We start from the raw sequence: 17,023 nt of genomic DNA, 5'->3' as shown, positions 1-17,023 counted from the left end.
CCTTGTTTTTTTACATAACCTGGTTGCTCATTTCAGTTATATAGATGAAGCATTTGTCATGATGATAAAATGCAGATGCTCGATAGAGAGAGGAAGTGGAAAATATGGCATTGGACGGCATCGTAACACGGGCCATTGTTCATGAACTGCAAGGCTGCATTGGTGGACGTATCAGCAAAATCCATCAGCCGAATGGCCATGACGTAGTTCTCACCCTGCGTGCTCAGCGCGGAAATAGTAAATTGCTTGTTTCGGCAAGCCCGACATATCCTCGTGTGCATTATACGGAAAAGACATTTCTTAACCCTACGGAAGCACCCATGTTCTGCATGCTGCTCCGTAAACACTGTGAAGGTGCAATCATTGAGGAGATCCGTCAGATTGGCATGGAACGTATTATCCACATCAATGTGCGCCAGCGCGACGAGCTGGGGGATGTTTCAGTTAAACGGATCATCATTGAATTGATGGGGCGTCACAGTAATATTATTTTGCTTGATCCTGTAACTGGAACGATTCTGGATGGCATTCATCATGTGACTCCTTCCATCAGCAGTTACCGGGTAATTATGCCTGGATTCGCGTATACTGCCCCACCCGAGCAACATAAAAGTAATCCGCTTGAAGTGAGTCGTACAGCATTCGAGGACAGCTATCATGCCGCTGAAGAAGAGGCATCACGCTGGCTTGTGAACTCCTTTAGCGGTCTTAGCCCGTTAATTGCGGGAGAGATTGCTGCCCGTGGGATTGCTTCTGAAGGCACAGTGAGCACTCAGGCTGTGGTTGAGGGTGAGAGCCGAGTTGAGGCGGGTGCACTCTGGAACGCTTTTGAAGCCGTGATGGGACCTGTCAGGGATCATCTCTACACGCCTGTAACCGGAATGAACGCCAAAGGCAAAATGATTTTCTCCGCTGTTCATCTTCAGAGCATTCAAGACTTGGAGAAAACCTATGACACGATGAGCAAGTGCATGGAGGATTACTACGGAGACAAGGCTGAACGGGACACGGTAAAACAGAGAGTAAGTGATCTGCTCCGTTTTCTGCAGAATGAGCGAAGCAAAAACATCAAAAAGCTGGACAACCTGAACAAGGACCTGCTGGAAGCGGACGATGCAGACAAGTTCAGACTATGGGGTGAGTTGCTGTTTGCCTCCCTGCATCAGGTCCACAAAGGGGACAAGAGCGTGGAGCTTGTGAACTTCTACGATGAAGACCAAGCCAACATTACCATTCAGCTTGATCCACTGCTCACACCGTCTGACAACGCACAACGTTATTTCAAGCGGTATAACAAATACAAGAACAGTCTGGCTGTCATTCATGAGCAGCTTGGCAAAACCAAAGACGAGATCGACTATCTCGATAACCTGTTACAGCAGCTCTCTATTGCATCGATGAACGATATTGAGGAAATACGGGACGAGCTTGTACAGCAAGGATACCTTCGTGACCGTAACAAAAAGGGTAAAAAGAAGAAGAAAAGTGACCGTCCAACCGTACACCAGTTCACCTCCTCCGAGGGGATTGATATTCTTGTGGGCAAAAACAACCTGCAAAATGAGTATGTAACCAATCGTCTTGCTTCTTCCAACGACACTTGGCTGCATACCAAAGACATTCCAGGTTCACATGTCGTTATTCGCAGTACGGACTTTGGTGAAGCTACATTGGAAGAAGCAGCACAGCTTGCTGCCTACTTCAGCCAAGCCAAGGAGTCCAGCAGTGTACCTGTGGATTATACGTTTATCCGTCATGTACGCAAACCAAGTGGTGCGAAGCCCGGTTTTGTGATCTATGATCATCAGAAGACGTTGTTTGTCACGCCAAATGATGAATTGATCAAGAGTCTGCCATCCACAATTAAAAATGGATAAGGCTATATAAGTTGAACTAAAGATTATTTACACTGATACTACGATGACAGAACAACCTTCCAATCGCTGTTATCCCCAGATTTTTTCGATCCCTTTTCTCAAGGGAAAATCCGGTGATAAAGGCGAAGCTTATGCTTCCGAAGTAGCTTTCTTGCAGAAAGCTTTTAGCTCCGCTTTTTCAGGTTTTTTCTGTCCTCTCCGTTATCGTATAAATGATTAGTTCAACTTATATAGATGTAACAGTAACAATAGAAAAATCCCCTGAGCATTAACGGTTCAGGGGATTTTAGTTATTGTATTATTTGTTTGAGTGGTAGGTGAAGTTCAGCTTATTTATCATTTTATTGAATATTAATTCATTTATATGTATAATAATTCAATTACGATGAATAAAATTATAGTTAAAGGAAGTGTACCATGACCATACATATCAGAGAAACTCAACCTGATGATCTGAAACCCCTGATGGCATTAATGCATGACTATGTGGTGGGATTCTACAACAACCCCTGGCCTGGTGATCAATCCATCCAGCTTTTGATCAACAACCTGCTTAATCAGCAGATCGGTGCTCAATTTGTGGCAGTAGAGGACAGGAAGCTTATCGGATTTTCCACCCTGTTCTTTACATACAGCACGATGAAAGCAGAGCGTGTCGCCATCATGAATGACCTATTTGTTACGGAAACATTCAGAGAAGGCGAAGCAGAAGCTAAATTATTTGCACACTGTCAGCAGTATACGCGTGATCATGGCTGTGCTTATATGTCCTGGATCACAGCAGTGACCAATGAGCGGGCACAGCAATTATTCGAGCGTCTTGGGGCTACACGTGGCGCTTGGGTAAACTATTCCATTACGTAGACTCTTTTGAGCACAAAAAAAAGGACATGCAAACATGAAGGTTCAGCCCTATCATGCTTGCATGTCCTTTACTCCTTCGATCTTAGAATGTATCCAGTAATACAGAATTTATTATAGTCAGATAGAGCGTTGCAACGTCTCGCTTACTCTCCCTTTTGCTGTGAAGCAGCTGCCTTCAGCCTTTCCAACACATCAACCGTTACGGTCTTGCTACCAAGATCTCCGTGGAAAACAACACCTTGGCGTTTGCCATGATAATCCGATCCACCTGTTTCAATGAGGTCATATTCCTTGGCCAGCTCACCATACCTGCGTTCCGCTTCCGGGCCATGGTCCGAATGAAACACCTCAATGCCATCTGGACGAGAGTCTTCGATGATACGTCGCACCAATTCATCATCATTATAGAGACCCGGATGGGCAATCACAGCGGCTCCACCTGCGGCTCTGATCCACTCGCACGCATCCTCTGGTGCAACGCGGGGTACAGACACGAAGCCAGGCTTGCCTTCAGCAAGATATCGATCAAATGCATCCCGCATGTCAACAGCGTAGCCTTTTTTCACCAGCACATCGGCCATATGAGGTCTTCCAATACTCTCATCCGGCTCTAACGGCCGTCCCAGCTCATCCAGTACCTCCTGCCAGCTTATATCAAGCCCGAGTTCTTGCAGCTTGCCAATAATCAGATGATTCCGCTCATCTCGCGCTTCTCGTAATCCGCGCAACCGTTGCAGGAACTGCTCATCCTCTGTATTCACATAATACCCAAGCACATGAATATCTTTCCCACCAGCCCGAGTGCTGATCTCCACTCCAGCAACGACATCAATATCGTACTCTTTTCCCGCTTGTTGTGCTTCGGCTACACCAGCTACTGTATCATGGTCCGTTAGGGCAACCGCAGATAGCCCTTTTTGTTTGGCAAGCTTCACATTATCAGCAGGTGGCTGCATTCCATCGGAAGCCTGACTATGCGTGTGAAGATCACAGCGTCCTTGGCGCTGATCCATGAACAACAGCTCCTTTGTGTAAAATTGATTATGATTAATCTTATCTATCATTGATGTTGCCAACGATTATGCCTTCCCCGTCTTATGTACCGACTTAGGCTGCTCCTGCTGACGCAGATAATTCAGGAAAGCGACTGCTGACAGAGGCAACAAGGACGATTTTAGATGGATGGCATAGAACTGCCGTTTGAATTCGAGTCCGCGGATATCCACAATATGAACAAGTCCCAGAGCCAGTTCATGCTGCACCGAAGAAGGAGATAACATCGTAATGCCTACCCCTGCCTCCACAGCCGATTTTACCGCTCCTGTACTGCCAAGTTCCATTACAACATTCATATCCTGCGGATCAATCTTTTTCTTTTGCAATTGGTCTTCCATCACCTGACGAGTACCCGAACCCTTCTCACGCAGCACAAAAGGATAATTCATTACATCTTCAAGATTCACTTTGCCACGCTTCGCCAGATCATGCCCGGCAGGTACAATCAGTTTCAGCTCATCCTGCATGACAGGCTCCACAATCATGTCCGGGTGGTGCACTGGCGCTTCAATCAGACCAAAATTAAGCTGGTGCTTCAATATATCATCCATAATTTGCGTTGTATTCATCACTTTCATGACAATTGAAATATCCGGATATTGAAGTGCAAATGGTCCGAGCATGCGTGGAAGCACATATTCCCCGATCGTTAAGCTGGCTCCCAGCTGGAGTCGGCCCTGTAACATCTGAGTAAACGCCGACATCGCTTCGTCCGTCTGTCTGACCAGCTCTACACTCCGTTTCGCATGAGGTAATAAAGTCCGGCCAGCCTCGGATAATTCTATTTTTTTGGTGGAACGATGCAGTAACTTGGTGCCAAAATAGTCCTCCAATGATTGAATCTGCATCGTTACTGCCGGTTGAGTCATATGTAATGCTTGTGCAGCAGCCGAGAAACTCCCCTTCTCTGCTACCGTATAAAAAATATGCAATTGGTGAAAATTCATATCTTCGCCCCTCTTCGATTACACTCTCTACATTGTAGCCGATTTCCCGCTTGGCAACAAAAAAAGCATGCAGCTTGTCTGCATGCGATACTCCTTGAATCTATGATTTCAACATATTGAATCTACTCAACTTACTTATGCTTGCGGCTATTTTTGACCAACGTCATTCTTCTTGAATGTCTTAACCATGAATAATATGACTTCAGGTCCCTTAATTCAATGGTCTCCGACATACGTCCCAGAAACGTAACTACAATCATTTTGTGCAACGGGTTGCCCGCAATATCATATTCTCCTTCAAGTTCGGAAAATTCGGCGACCACCACCAGATCCTCATCAATCAGGTAGACGTCCTGTTCATTACGGTAGTATGGTGTTATACGGTCCTGCTTCAGACACTCCCATAACCATGCCGCAATATGGTCATCATCACTACGTGCAGGCTCAATACGGTCTGCATACCGCATCTTGGCATGATGGGTAATGACGATGTCAGCCACTTTCTTGTCTCCAAGAGCCACGAAAAACGGCTCGTAGGTGCTCCAACGTTGCATCACCTTATCACGCATGGGAATCACTCTCCACCAGATAGGACTTTCTATCTATTTATTACCAAATATATTACAACATTAGTCCCGCAACCTCAAGGCGTAAGTTTAACTTTTTTTCATAAGAGTCTATTTGTGCATAATTCAAGAAAAGAGCGACCCCAAAGGGTCCCTCCAGTTTCTCGTCTATATTCCGTAAAAGCTCGTTTTGTCCATCGTTTTGCTGGCATACTCGGTTTTGATCTCATTACGATACGAGCGTTCGATCTTGCGCACATAGGAAAGTCGCTTCACATTTTTCATCGTATCATCTGCCCGTTCTGCATTAACATACATGACTACATAATGCATACGGCGGGAGATATAATGCACGGTGCCATATTTTTCGAGATTACGGGCAGCTTTCAAATCACTGACCCAAATAATGAATCCTGTCCTTTCCGCAAACATCATCGTTCCCCGCCCTTCTATAATGATTACTTAACTGCAACCACACTTGCCGCCACTACCGCAGCCGCCCTTCGGATTCGGGTCATTGCTCGGTACTTTAATGGTCGTTGACACTGCAAATGCAATGGTCTCTGACATCTGGAATAACATATCATCCAGGGACTTCTCTGCCTGTTTGAAGCGGATTACCGCCTCGAAATTTTCCAACTCCTGTTCCAGAGCCTTCACCTGGTCTTTTGCTGCATGATAATCCGGGTGAAAATGACCGAAACGCTGTGTTTCTTCAAACAATTCCTTCTTGGCATTCAGCTTCCGAATCCCCATCTGAATCTCAGGGGTAGTCTCGACTTGCTGCTTCCAATATAAATAATCCGATACTTCGGCAGATTGGTTAATCATGTCGCCCAGTTCATATGCGCCCGTTAACACTTGGGCCATATCGACCGTGTTCATTTCCGCTACGCTCATGAAATATTCATCCTATCTATATATAAAGTTCTACTTAACGTAGACTACCTCATCATAGCATATCCATGAATAGTTAAGAAGAGTTTTTCCTGCAATTAGAAATAGGGGGAACTCGAAAATTCGCCTTTCAACCTGATATTCACGTGAAATAGTCAGGTTATGACATCATCTGGCAGGATAAGACGCATTGTATCCCACTCTGACGGGGAGAATGTACGCCATTCCGTCTCTGATGTATTTTCACTTGAATCCAACATGCACCAACCGCTTAAAGTCCATTGTTCATGACCCTCTACCTGATGTGGAATGAGGTATTGCGTTTGATTTTCCTGTTGTATCCCCAGCTTGGTCTGCCACTCAATGGCTTTGGCAGCAATCTGTCGGGCGGTTGAACTATGATATCGACGCCACTCCTTGTACCAGGTCTCCGGTATCTCCTCAAATCCCAACAGAGAGAACTTCTTCTCAATGACAGAATGATCACGCTCCAACCCATGCAGAGAAGCAGGGACATCAACCAGACCTAGATTATCGGGAGTGTAGAAAGAAGAATATACACCGCTCAACACATCTTTTTCTAATAACTTCGGATCATCTGCGGAGCCTGTACTTGCCTCCATTACCTTCATACTCCGATTTACAGTCAACGGTGCAGCATCCGTCTCCTTGCCCCAATCTGCTAACGCAATACGTACATTCTCTGGTATGCCTGTCAGCGCATATTGATCCAGACACTCTATCACTTCATGTAATTCATACCCTCTGGCTAAGGCCGAAATGAATCGCTCTCTTGTCATACGGTAGATGGACATTCGATCACGCGTCACCCGTTCTGCGCATTGCTCCAGCATCCAGATCACATCAGGCCCTGCTTCGGGCGGCACCAACATTTCGAAATCAGGCTGCATGTAAAATCCACACGGCTCCGCCTCACTTACCATCTCTTGTTCTCGATATAACAGGCTATGCGGTTCGATCAGCCAACGGAATGCCAGCGCTCCCGACTGATCTTCTCCTACTTCACCATAACCCCAGCCAGCCAGTGCGTATAGCCAGCCCCTGATCCGTGGTTTCAATTCCAAATTCTCTATATGGCACCATATGTTTTTTTCTGGAGCCAACACTGCCAATTGATAACGGAAATGCTGCAACGCGGGTTCAGCTTCTCCGTATCTTTCCATACACGCTTGATATATTTCCCGATGCATCTGTCTCCACGAGAGCTGCAACCATTTTTGTAATCGATGATCTACAATCTGAATTTGGCCATCTGACTTCTGAACGAGATTCAGACTGAGCAGTAGATCGAGAAGGATAGCTACGTGGGTCGGATACAAATCCGAATGATCATATCGGATGCCCAGACCTTCAAAGTCTGTCGAAGATAACACCGTGATCACACTTAATTTTTGAACACTTTTCTTATGTATAGTGCCCTTCCCTGTCAAAGGAAGTCCTTCTCTTTCAATCCACGCGATCAGATGAAGAAGTTCCGCAGCAGTATCCGGCTTTCCTTCCTGTAATACATGAGCATGCTGTGCCATCTGTTTAACGGTTATACCCACTCTTTGTGCGTAAGCAATCGTCAATGTCTCCATCAGCGAAGCAGGAATATAGAATAATCGCTCTCCCCAACTCTTATATACAGATTCAATCCATCTTTGCTGCCTAAGGCTGGCGAATGAAGAATTGGCTTCTGCGACACTTAGTCCTTCGATGGCCCACTGTTCTCGCGGCAGGAGAGAGGAAAAGGGCTGACCGGCATGTTTGTGAAAAATTGCACCAAGCACTTTTTGCTCGACCAAAGCAAGCTTTGACCATGAATCAAGGTTCAGTACCACAGGCTCATCTATTGGTTCAAATGAAGACATATCCCAATCCCTCCTCTTTTCGCGAGTATAAATGGACTATTCGTTCTCATGAACGATAGCATATTCATATCCCTGCTCCACCAAGAACATCTGACGGTTTAATGCAAACTCCTGTTCCTTACTATCCTCTGATACCAGCGCATAGAAATATGCTTTGTTTTCACCAGCTTTTGGTCTTAGAATTCTCCCCAAACGCTGTGCCTCTTCCTGCCTTGACCCGAAACTCCCGGATATCTCAAGCGCAACAGCAGCATCAGGCAAATCCACAGCAAAATTGGCAACCTTGGATACAACAATCGTTTTAATCTCTCCTCGTCGAAAAGCGGAAAACCACTTGATTCGCTCTTGCTGTGACATGGTCCCCGAGATCAGAGGTGCTTCAATTTCCCGGGCAATCAACTCTAACTGATCCAGATATTGTCCAATCACAAGTGCAGGCAAATCTCGATGACGTTCCAGCAAACGTTTAACTACACGTACCTTCGCCGGGTTCTCGGCAGCCAATCGAAATTGGTGCTTAACCTCAGCTTGCAGATAATTTGATCTTAGTTCCGGGGAGAACGGGATACGTATCTCCTGACATTGTACATCAGCAATCCACCCTTGCTGCTCCAGTTTCTTCCACGGCATATCATAGAGCTTCGGACCAATCAGCGAAAATACATCCTGTTCACAGCCATCCTCTCGAACCAACGTGGCCGTTAACCCCAGTCTTCGCGTAGCTTGAATATCTGCAGTTGCACGAAACACCGGCGCTGGCAGCAAATGTACTTCATCATATATGATCAGACCCCATTGCCGCTCACTGAGCAGTTTGATGTGGGTAAAATCAGCATCCTTTGATTTCCGGTGTGTAAGAATCTGATATGTAGCTACAGTCACAGGTTTCACCTGTTTTTTCTGACCGGAATACTCACCGATCTGTTCGCTGGTAATCGTGGTTTTGTCTTGAATTTCCTGAATCCACTGTCGCACAGACGTTGTATTAGACGTCAAAATAAGGCATTCACATTGAAGCCGCTCCAGCACGGCCATGCCAATGACCGTTTTTCCTGCCCCGCAAGGAAGTACGAGTAAACCGCTTCCTCCCATGCCCTCACTGCCTTCGAATGCATCCACAGCTTCTCTCTGGTAAGAACGCAACGCAAACCGCTCAGAGTGGTCCCCTGGATCATTAGACCGCCAATCAAATGAAAGCTTGGTCCCCTCTCGATACCCCACGTAATCAAGTACGGGGTAACCCAACCGTGTTAATTCCCTTTTTAATAACCCTCGCTGTTCTCCTGGGAGCAGAAGTTCATGAGCGTCCTTGCGTTCCATGCGAAAGGCAGCTATCGATTTCAATCCACTTAATTCATCCAGCAACCGCTCATCCTCACTGTAAAGGCGCATTCTAGTGTGATCTGCTTCGGAATGCAGCTTTAATTTGCCATACTGATCCATGATTCTCCGAACATCCTGTATCAGTGCAGCAGGCACGTTCCAGCGGGATACCAGCTCCAAACTTGTGATGACTTGATCTGCATTCCATCCCAGCGCAGCCGCATTCCAGAGCGATAACGGAGTGATCCGGTAAGTATGGAACGCTGCCGGTGTCTTAACCAGTTCTGAATACATCCCAAGCTGCTCTCTTGCTCTTTCGAATCCGGGGTGGCCAACTTCCAGCAAAACTGTAAAATCTCGCTGAACGATACAAGCATCTGTCCTTACCACATGTTCTGTTCCTTCCATTCGAGCCTTCCTCCTATCACAAAAAAGTCCAGTTCCGGCAGCTTCCGAAAATGAACCACTTTAAGTGCACGTTCAAAAAGTCTATTTTTCCGTACCGAAAAGTGGACTTTTTGAACAACATCTATAAAATCCACAAAAAAACATCCTGCCCATACCTCGGTATGAACAGGATGCCCCACTGCATCTAAAGTCATTCGGCTGTGTAACCCTTAGCCATCGCAATAAATAATTTTACAGCCGTCTGCATCGCGTCTTCATCAAAATCAAACATTGGATGATGATGCGGATAGATCGCATTTTTATCCAGGTTGCCTGCTCCAACAAACATAAAGCACCCTGGAACCTTCTGCAGATAATACGCAAAATCTTCCGCTGGCATCAGCATCGGGGATGCTTGCACCCGTTCTGCCCCAAATAATTCTGTAGCTTCTCTGAAGAAACGTGCTGTCTCCTGTTCATCGTTCACCACAGGCGGATATCCCATAATATATTTCACTTGCGTCTCTGCCCCATAAGCTGCCCCTGTCTGGGCTACCATCGTAAGCACACGCTCTTTCATCCCGTTTCGGGTCTCTTCATCAAACGTTCTTACCGTACCGCTCATTTTGCATTGCTCTGCAATTACATTCTGAGCCGAGCCCGCCTGCATTGTACCAATGGTCAGCACCGCGGGTTGCAATGGATCCACCGAACGACTGACAACGGTCTGAAGCTGCATCACAAGTGCAGAACCCGCGATAAGACTATCTATCGTAGATTGTGGCATCCCGCCATGTCCACCTTTGCCTTTGATCTCAATGTAAAAATCGTCCGCCGCCGCCATCATCGGTCCTGCTTTACTGGCAACAACTCCTACAGGTAGCGGGGTCCACAGATGAATACCGTATATGACATCCACGCCTTCGAGCGCACCATCCGCAATGACCTGAACTGCACCGCCCGGAAGCAGTTCTTCTGCTGGCTGGAACAAAAAGCGAATCTCGCCCTGGATCTCCTGCTTGTGACGGCTGAAATACAATGCCGTACCGAGCAAGATTGAGATATGACCATCGTGGCCGCATGCATGCATCGCTCCTGCTTGTTGTGATGCATACTCGATATTCTTCTCATCCTGAATTGGAAGTGCGTCCATATCAGCTCGCAGCATGACGACAGGACCCGGCTTGTCCCCACGAATGGTACCGATGACCCCGTGACCACCAACATGACGCCTCACTTCCACGCCAAAACTCTCCAACATATCCGCTACAAAAGAGGATGTCTTCTCCTCATGAAAGGAAACCTCGGGATTGCGATGAAGGTGACGCCGCCATTCCACCATGTGGATCTGCAGATCTTCCCACCATATATTATTAGTCATGTCTCTCCACCCTTTCAATCTTGAACGGGACTTGGATCAAGCCCGAACCTTCCTCTTCAAACCTATTGCTGTATATTGTAGCAGAATTGGAAGAAAACCGATACGAAACGCCTTTGGAAAGCTTGCACGGGAAGGGGAAACATACTATCATGAACTAGAGAAATACTCGAGAAATTATACTCGGAAGCTTATGAGGAGGATCAAACGCTTATGATTTTTGAGAATACAGGCTTGGATGGCTTGAAGAGCGACTTGGCATACCTGGATGAGAGCGCCGAGAAAGTCGGATTTGTCCGGTGGCAATGGGAATATTACCGTGCTACATATGACTACAAAATTGAAGATGAACTAACCAACTCAGAATACTTTGTACGCATTAATACCCGCGCTGTGGAAGGCAAATTGGAAAAACCGGATACTGTTCTTGCTGTTGAAGCAGTATACCTTGGCAAAGCCACTTTCCCTCACGGCCTGGATTATGACTCTTCCGTTCCGCAACCAGTCGTGAAGCTGGCAGCCCAAAAATTACAGCAGCTTAAAGAACTGCTGGAAGCATAGGCTGGGCCAACGATGAAACAACAAACGGCCCAAACGAAAACGAAGAGAGGCACGCCGGATTTTCAACTGCTAATCCTCACTTTATTGTTGGTGGGCTTTGGACTGGTGATGGTATTCAGCTCCAGTTCCAGCATTGCAATCGCAAGCGATAAATTTAACAATGATGCCCTTTACTTCACGAAAAAACAACTTATGTGGGCGATTATCGGTCTATTTGGCATGTTTTTTGCCATGAATATCCGCTTCAACAAGTACAAAAAGCTCTATGCACCCTTTTTCCTGCTCACTACGGTCATGCTGGTGATTGTTTTGATCTCAGGTGCAGTATTGAACGGTGCACGAAGCTGGATTCACATTTTTGGTTTCAGTCTTCAGCCTGCAGAGTTCGCGAAAATTGCTATCATTCTCTATCTCTCTGCTCTTATTACCAAAAAAGGTGAGAAATTCAGGGTTTTCAAGACAGGGTACGTTCCCGTCTTGTTCATCGTTGGATTCATCGCAGGGCTGATTATGCTGCAACCAGACTTCGGTACCACCTTCATTCTGGTGTCCACCTGTGGTCTCTTGATCTATGCCGGTGGAGCCAGTATGAAACATATCCTGGGTTCGATTCTCCTGGTTGTACTCGGTGGGGCACTGGCGTTTGGAGCGAATTCCCTGTTTTCTTCCATGTCTCCTTCAGATAGCTCAAGTTCAACTGTCTCTGTTACAGAAGTCAAGCAGAACTATAAAATCGGACGAATTCAAGCTTTTTTGGACCCTTTATCAGATCCCACGGACGGAAGTCTTAACCTTTACCGTTCCCTTGTTGCCATTGGTGATGGCGGCATAACAGGTTCCGGGATTGGACAAGGTACGATGAAGTTGCATTATTTGCCAAACGCGTATAATGACTTTATTTTCTCCGTAATTGGGGAAGAACTCGGATTCATCGGAAGTGCATTATTCCTGCTGGTTTACCTGTACTTCATCTGGCGCGGAATTATTGTCTCTCTCCGCTGTCCCGATCCATTCGGAACATTGGTTGGCATAGGTATCATGGGACTGATCGCGATTCAGGCATTTATCAACATTGGTGGTGTAACTCAGACCATTCCGGTGACGGGGGTCACGCTTCCATTTATCAGTTATGGGGGTACCTCACTCTTTGTGATGATGGTTGCTATGGGCATTCTGCTCAGTATCTCACGTACTAACAATCTGGACGTGATCAAGGAAGAGAAAACGAAGTCCGTGACTGTACAGACACAGACTCGTACCTCTCCTGCTCTTCGTTCACGGGAGTCCATCCGTCGGATTCGATAAAAAAAGCAACACAAAAAAGGCTGTGCACCCAATGGATGCGCAGCCTTTTTCTGTGTACTGAATAAACTCTGTCTATCAAGATGAAGAACAGGTCAATATCGCTCTGTCCTCCATTGCGGATTGCGATTTCTACAGATCGTCGCCTTTGAAAGATACGCCTTCTACCTTTACATTGACTTCAACCACGCGTAATCCGGTCATGGTCTCTACCGCTTCTCTTACATTCTGCTGAAGCATACGGGAAACTTCATGAATCGGGGTTTCGTACAGGACGATGATGCGCAGGTCAATGGCTGCTTCCAGCTGGCCGACCTCAACGCTCACGCCTTTCTGTACGTTTTTACCGCTGAGTCGCTTCCCCCAGCCCTCTGACAATCCTCCAGACATTGCGGCAATTCCGGGTGTTTCCATTGCAGCCATTCCGGCAATTTTTGCAACCACGTCATCGGCAATCCGGATGTTTCCGCTCTCCAGTTGAAGTTGTTCTGCCATGCCACATCCTCCTTCACTTCGTTACTCGTATTTTAAATCCTTTCCACCCCAAAAAGCAAATAAAACTCAAAAAGATGCGTTTACAACCTACCACCATTTGGTTATATTGAAATATGAAATAATCTCATAAGCGATTTACAGTGTAATTCAAAACAAAATAATTAATAACCGAGGTGTTTGTTGTGAGAAACCGGATTTCATCCATTTTGCTGATTGCGTTCTTTGCACTCAGTGCCATCGCCCACTTCATGAAATGGGATTCGATTCTACAGTTCGTAATATCAGCCATTTCGGTTATTTTTGTGGCCGGTTTTTTAGGCAAAGCCACCGAAAATGTTGCCCACTATGCCGGACAGCGGCTGGGTGGATTCCTGAATGCGACTTTCGGCAATGCCGCCGAATTGATCATCGCCATTTTCCTCGTCAAAGAGGGGCTGTTCGACATGGTCAAAGCAAGTCTGACAGGTTCCATCATCGGAAATCTGCTGTTAGTGCTCGGGTTAAGTATTTTTGCCGGAGGACTCAAGTTCAAAATTCAGAATTATAATGTTTCACTCGCAGGTCTGAATGGTTCCCTGATGATTGTTGCCATCATTGCCCTGTTTATTCCGGCAGTCTTTCTCAATACACATTCCATTACACAGAAAGACACCAATACACTTAGTCTCATCGTGGCCGGGTTGCTCATTCTCGCGTATATCGCCTGGTTACTATTCTCCATGGTAACGCATAAGAACTACCTTGCAGACGTCACTGAGGATCGCGATGAAGAGCTACCTCATGAGCATGCTCCGGCGTGGTCCAAGAAAAAATCTATTCTCTACCTGGTGCTCGCAACAGTCATGGTTGCCTTCGTCAGTGAATGGCTGGTCGGCACGCTTGAAGTCTTCACTTCGGAATTTGGACTTAGCGAACTGTTTGTCGGTGCATTCCTTGTGGCCATCATCGGTAATGCGGCCGAACACAGTGCAGCCATCATGCTTGCCATGAAAAATAAAATTGGAGCCGCCGTTGAAATTGCGGTCGGCAGCAGCTTGCAGATCGCACTCTTCGTTGCTCCTGTACTGATTTTTGTCAGCTACTTCACAGGCAGAACCATGGATATCGTATTTACAACGATTGAACTGGTCGCCATCGGCGTATCCGTATTTATTGCGAAGTCCATTACCCAAGATGGTTCAACGAATTGGTACGAAGGTTTACTCCTGCTCGTGGTATATATCATACTCGGTGTATCCTTCTTCCTGGTGTAACCAGGCCCTCACGTAGTCACCATTAAAATAAACAAGTCACAGGAGGCAGCCCCAATATACATTTGGAGCTGTCTCTTTGCTTGTAGACGCCCTTCCGGCTGGCTTGTATCTCCATCCCCCGTTCAGATGCACAAAAAAAGCATGCATAAACGCCTGCATGCCTTCTATTCTGACCCGCGCATTTGCAGGCTATTGCTCATTCTTCTTGTTCAAGGCTTCATATAAAATTGCCAAATTCCGCTCAAGCGCGCTAACCAGCTGCTTACCTGCACCTTCTGGAAGGAGCCCTGCACGAACAGCAAAATCAACTTCTTTGGAGAACCCATACATCTGTGTATCCAATACTTCCTCATAGAGAGGGCAGTAGCGGGTAGCCAGATTCTCCATCTGTACTTCAATAAGCTTCTGTATTTTATCTGCATCTTCTTGAAGAAGACTGATCGCTTTCAAACTCAGCTGGTCCTGCAGATCAGATGAAGTCATGCATTTTTCCCCCCTATGTCCCAAAAATCGCGTAAAGACGTTCTACCTCTAATATTAGACGAAATGAAGAGCTAATACAAGAACCTGACCAAAATAAGCCCGCAAAGTTAAGCCTTTTGTTGAAGCTTAATCCTCCTATTCCAGTCACCTTCAGATGTGCATTCAGCGCATTCCATGCCAAAAAACACCCCTGCCAAAAAAGGCAAAGGTGCTTCTTGAGAGCTATTACTCAGATGCGATGCTTACATTCAATCCATGCTTGGCAAATACTTCTGACATGGCTGCTTTTGCTTCAACTGCATCTGGACCATGAACATGCAGTTCATAGCTGTGCGTGCTGATCAGCGTTGTAAACAATCCGAGAATACTTTTTACATCGATATACTTGTTCTCCGAATGAAGCACGATTGAAGAAGTAAACTTGCCTGCTGTTTGAGCAATTTCTACTACAGCCGCGTTATTACTCGACATAGGAATCCCTCCGTCTTTTTACTATTGGTATCATCTATTAATTACCACTACATGATACCGTGAATCCGCTTTCCTAGCAACAGCAAAATCCTGTTCCTACTTCAAACGGTCCGGATTCAAGCATTCCAGCTCAGGAATGACAAAGATACCGTCTTTACGAATCAGCACATCGTCAAAATAAATCTCCCCGCCGCCATAATCCGGACGCTGGATCAATACGAGATCCCAGTGGATGGACGAGCGGTTGCCATTGTCGGTTTCTTCATACGCCTGACCTGGCGTAAAGTGCAAGCTGCCTGCGATTTTTTCATCAAACAGGATATCTTTCATCGGATGCAGAATATGCGGGTTAAATCCAATCGCGAATTCACCAATATGACGAGCACCCTCATCCGAATTCAGGATTTCATTCAAACGCTCTGTATCGTTACTTGTCGCTTCAACAATTTTGCCATCCTTGAACGTGAACTTGATATTTTCAAAAGTCACTCCATTGTACAGGGTTGGCGAGTTATAACTAATCGTTCCGTTCACGGAATTACGCACAGGGGCACTGTACACTTCGCCATCCGGGATATTTTTTTGGCCAGAACATTTCTCTGCACCGATATCTTTAATGGAGAAGCTCAGCTCTGTTCCTGGTCCGGTGATACGAACTTTGTCCGTCCGCTTCATCAGGTTAGCGAGCGAGTCCTGCGCTTTGTCCATTTTGGCGTAATCCAGGTTACATACGTCGAAGTAGAAATCTTCGAACGCTTCTGTACTTGTATTGGCGAGTTGCGCCATACTTGCGTTAGGGTAACGAAGTACAACCCATTTCGTACGTTTGACACGTTGTTCACTATGTACCGGGTGGGAGTACAATGAATTGTACATTTTCATTTTTTCTTCCGGCACATCGGACAGATCATTCACATTTTCTCCCGCACGAATACCGATATAACAATCCATCTGTTTCATACGGTTCAGATCAATCTCTGCCCATGTTTTCATCATTTCTTCTGTGGCATTTTTCAGCATCGCACGCTGTACGGTTTTATCAGTCAACTGTACAAAGACGTTACCACCTTTTTTGCCTACCTCTTCAATAATGGCGTTAATCAGATCACGTTCCGATCCAATCATCTCAACCAATACATTTTCACCAGGCTGTACATCTACTGAATAGCCCACCAGGTTTGCTGCAAGCTTCTGAATTCTTGGGTCTTTCATCTTGGTAAAATCCTCCTGTCATCTGCCATACTTGAATTGAACAACGGTAAATTACGATACTATTGTAGCACGCGAAC

Annotated in this window: 17 protein-coding genes; 5 read left to right on the top strand and 12 right to left on the bottom strand. The window is 46.1% G+C overall.

The features are described from left to right. The first annotated feature begins 104 nt into the window (after window positions 1–104). Both J2Z28_RS25580 and J2Z28_RS25575 read left to right on the top strand, forming a co-directional pair. Entirely contained in the window at window positions 105–1,877 is a 1,773-nt protein-coding gene (locus J2Z28_RS25580; RefSeq protein WP_211084827.1) for an Rqc2 family fibronectin-binding protein, read from the top strand. Between the two features lie 417 nt (window positions 1,878–2,294). Further along, window positions 2,295–2,741: a GNAT family N-acetyltransferase gene (locus J2Z28_RS25575; protein ID WP_211084825.1), complete on the top strand. Its 447-nt coding sequence runs from the start codon at window positions 2,295–2,297 to the stop codon at window positions 2,739–2,741. Window positions 2,742–2,884: 143 nt separating this feature from the next. On the opposite strand, the gene J2Z28_RS25570 is transcribed toward J2Z28_RS25575, so the two are convergent. From J2Z28_RS25570 to J2Z28_RS25535, 8 genes are all read right to left on the bottom strand, one after another. Continuing rightward, window positions 2,885–3,754: a PHP domain-containing protein gene (locus J2Z28_RS25570; protein WP_211084823.1), complete on the bottom strand. Its 870-nt coding sequence runs from the start codon at window positions 3,752–3,754 to the stop codon at window positions 2,885–2,887. Window positions 3,755–3,820: 66 nt separating this feature from the next. Beyond that, window positions 3,821–4,744 (bottom strand): selenium metabolism-associated LysR family transcriptional regulator, encoded by a 924-nt coding sequence (locus J2Z28_RS25565; RefSeq protein WP_211084821.1) that lies wholly within the window; start codon window positions 4,742–4,744, stop codon window positions 3,821–3,823. A 131-nt stretch (window positions 4,745–4,875) separates the two neighbouring features. After that, window positions 4,876–5,313 (bottom strand): hypothetical protein, encoded by a 438-nt coding sequence (locus J2Z28_RS25560; RefSeq protein WP_017687436.1) that lies wholly within the window; start codon window positions 5,311–5,313, stop codon window positions 4,876–4,878. Between the two features lie 165 nt (window positions 5,314–5,478). Continuing rightward, entirely contained in the window at window positions 5,479–5,742 is a 264-nt protein-coding gene (locus tag J2Z28_RS25555) for a YlbG family protein (RefSeq protein ID WP_026080981.1), read from the bottom strand. Between the two features lie 30 nt (window positions 5,743–5,772). Continuing rightward, window positions 5,773–6,210, bottom strand: a complete 438-nt coding sequence (locus tag J2Z28_RS25550; protein ID WP_036614642.1) for a YlbF/YmcA family competence regulator — start codon at window positions 6,208–6,210, stop codon at window positions 5,773–5,775. 152 nt (window positions 6,211–6,362) lie between these two features. Continuing rightward, a complete protein-coding gene (locus tag J2Z28_RS25545; protein ID WP_211084820.1) occupies window positions 6,363–8,081 on the bottom strand; it encodes a helicase-associated domain-containing protein in 1,719 nt (572 codons plus the stop codon). 36 nt (window positions 8,082–8,117) lie between these two features. Next, window positions 8,118–9,812: a DNA repair helicase XPB gene (locus J2Z28_RS25540; RefSeq protein WP_211084818.1), complete on the bottom strand. Its 1,695-nt coding sequence runs from the start codon at window positions 9,810–9,812 to the stop codon at window positions 8,118–8,120. Window positions 9,813–10,002: 190 nt separating this feature from the next. Further along, the gene (locus J2Z28_RS25535) at window positions 10,003–11,172 is read right to left on the bottom strand and encodes a M20 family metallopeptidase (RefSeq protein WP_211084816.1); all 1,170 of its coding nucleotides are present in this window, start codon (window positions 11,170–11,172) and stop codon (window positions 10,003–10,005) included. 210 nt (window positions 11,173–11,382) lie between these two features. Between J2Z28_RS25535 and J2Z28_RS25530 the strand changes: the two genes are divergently transcribed. Both J2Z28_RS25530 and ftsW read left to right on the top strand, forming a co-directional pair. Continuing rightward, window positions 11,383–11,730: a YugN family protein gene (locus J2Z28_RS25530; RefSeq protein WP_036614650.1), complete on the top strand. Its 348-nt coding sequence runs from the start codon at window positions 11,383–11,385 to the stop codon at window positions 11,728–11,730. A gap of 12 nt (window positions 11,731–11,742) precedes the next feature. Continuing rightward, entirely contained in the window at window positions 11,743–13,035 is a 1,293-nt protein-coding gene (gene ftsW, locus J2Z28_RS25525; RefSeq protein ID WP_211084814.1) for a putative lipid II flippase FtsW, read from the top strand. A 129-nt stretch (window positions 13,036–13,164) separates the two neighbouring features. Here the strand turns inward: ftsW and J2Z28_RS25520 are convergent, their stop codons facing one another. Next, a complete protein-coding gene (locus J2Z28_RS25520; RefSeq protein ID WP_211084812.1) occupies window positions 13,165–13,527 on the bottom strand; it encodes an Asp23/Gls24 family envelope stress response protein in 363 nt (120 codons plus the stop codon). Window positions 13,528–13,709: 182 nt separating this feature from the next. Between J2Z28_RS25520 and cax the strand changes: the two genes are divergently transcribed. Further along, window positions 13,710–14,780, top strand: coding sequence for a calcium/proton exchanger (gene cax, locus J2Z28_RS25515; protein ID WP_211084809.1), 1,071 nt, complete (start codon window positions 13,710–13,712; stop codon window positions 14,778–14,780). Window positions 14,781–14,969: 189 nt separating this feature from the next. Here cax and J2Z28_RS25510 read toward each other — a convergent pair whose 3' ends face one another. From J2Z28_RS25510 to J2Z28_RS25500, 3 genes are all read right to left on the bottom strand, one after another. Beyond that, window positions 14,970–15,263 carry an Fpa/YlaN family protein gene (locus tag J2Z28_RS25510; RefSeq protein ID WP_036614657.1) on the bottom strand — a complete coding sequence of 98 codons (294 nt, stop codon included), beginning with the start codon at window positions 15,261–15,263 and terminating at the stop codon, window positions 14,970–14,972. 225 nt (window positions 15,264–15,488) lie between these two features. After that, window positions 15,489–15,734 (bottom strand): HPr family phosphocarrier protein, encoded by a 246-nt coding sequence (locus tag J2Z28_RS25505; protein ID WP_036614658.1) that lies wholly within the window; start codon window positions 15,732–15,734, stop codon window positions 15,489–15,491. Window positions 15,735–15,830: 96 nt separating this feature from the next. Beyond that, window positions 15,831–16,946: an aminopeptidase gene (locus tag J2Z28_RS25500; protein WP_211084807.1), complete on the bottom strand. Its 1,116-nt coding sequence runs from the start codon at window positions 16,944–16,946 to the stop codon at window positions 15,831–15,833. Between the last annotated feature and the right edge of the window lie 77 nt (window positions 16,947–17,023).

This window comes from Paenibacillus xylanexedens (assembly GCF_017874615.1).
Lineage (GTDB): Bacteria > Bacillota > Bacilli > Paenibacillales > Paenibacillaceae > Paenibacillus > Paenibacillus xylanexedens.
Note: the sequence above shows the minus strand (reverse complement) of the source record. Positions and strands in the feature narration are given on the sequence as shown.

What these genes read in the sequence shown, in the direction of transcription:
- J2Z28_RS25580 (WP_211084827.1), top strand. Translation starts at nt 105, where the DNA reads ATGGCATTGGACGGCATCGTAACACGGGCCATTGTTCATGAACTGCAA.
- J2Z28_RS25575 (WP_211084825.1), top strand. Translation starts at nt 2,295, where the DNA reads ATGACCATACATATCAGAGAAACTCAACCTGATGATCTGAAACCCCTG.
- J2Z28_RS25570 (WP_211084823.1), bottom strand. Translation starts at nt 3,754, where the DNA reads ATGGATCAGCGCCAAGGACGCTGTGATCTTCACACGCATAGTCAGGCT.
- J2Z28_RS25565 (WP_211084821.1), bottom strand. Translation starts at nt 4,744, where the DNA reads ATGAATTTTCACCAATTGCATATTTTTTATACGGTAGCAGAGAAGGGG.
- J2Z28_RS25560 (WP_017687436.1), bottom strand. Translation starts at nt 5,313, where the DNA reads ATGCGTGATAAGGTGATGCAACGTTGGAGCACCTACGAGCCGTTTTTC.
- J2Z28_RS25555 (WP_026080981.1), bottom strand. Translation starts at nt 5,742, where the DNA reads ATGTTTGCGGAAAGGACAGGATTCATTATTTGGGTCAGTGATTTGAAA.
- J2Z28_RS25550 (WP_036614642.1), bottom strand. Translation starts at nt 6,210, where the DNA reads ATGAGCGTAGCGGAAATGAACACGGTCGATATGGCCCAAGTGTTAACG.
- J2Z28_RS25545 (WP_211084820.1), bottom strand. Translation starts at nt 8,081, where the DNA reads ATGTCTTCATTTGAACCAATAGATGAGCCTGTGGTACTGAACCTTGAT.
- J2Z28_RS25540 (WP_211084818.1), bottom strand. Translation starts at nt 9,812, where the DNA reads ATGGAAGGAACAGAACATGTGGTAAGGACAGATGCTTGTATCGTTCAG.
- J2Z28_RS25535 (WP_211084816.1), bottom strand. Translation starts at nt 11,172, where the DNA reads ATGACTAATAATATATGGTGGGAAGATCTGCAGATCCACATGGTGGAA.
- J2Z28_RS25530 (WP_036614650.1), top strand. Translation starts at nt 11,383, where the DNA reads ATGATTTTTGAGAATACAGGCTTGGATGGCTTGAAGAGCGACTTGGCA.
- ftsW (WP_211084814.1), top strand. Translation starts at nt 11,743, where the DNA reads ATGAAACAACAAACGGCCCAAACGAAAACGAAGAGAGGCACGCCGGAT.
- J2Z28_RS25520 (WP_211084812.1), bottom strand. Translation starts at nt 13,527, where the DNA reads ATGGCAGAACAACTTCAACTGGAGAGCGGAAACATCCGGATTGCCGAT.
- J2Z28_RS25510 (WP_036614657.1), bottom strand. Translation starts at nt 15,263, where the DNA reads ATGACTTCATCTGATCTGCAGGACCAGCTGAGTTTGAAAGCGATCAGT.
- J2Z28_RS25505 (WP_036614658.1), bottom strand. Translation starts at nt 15,734, where the DNA reads ATGTCGAGTAATAACGCGGCTGTAGTAGAAATTGCTCAAACAGCAGGC.
- J2Z28_RS25500 (WP_211084807.1), bottom strand. Translation starts at nt 16,946, where the DNA reads ATGAAAGACCCAAGAATTCAGAAGCTTGCAGCAAACCTGGTGGGCTAT.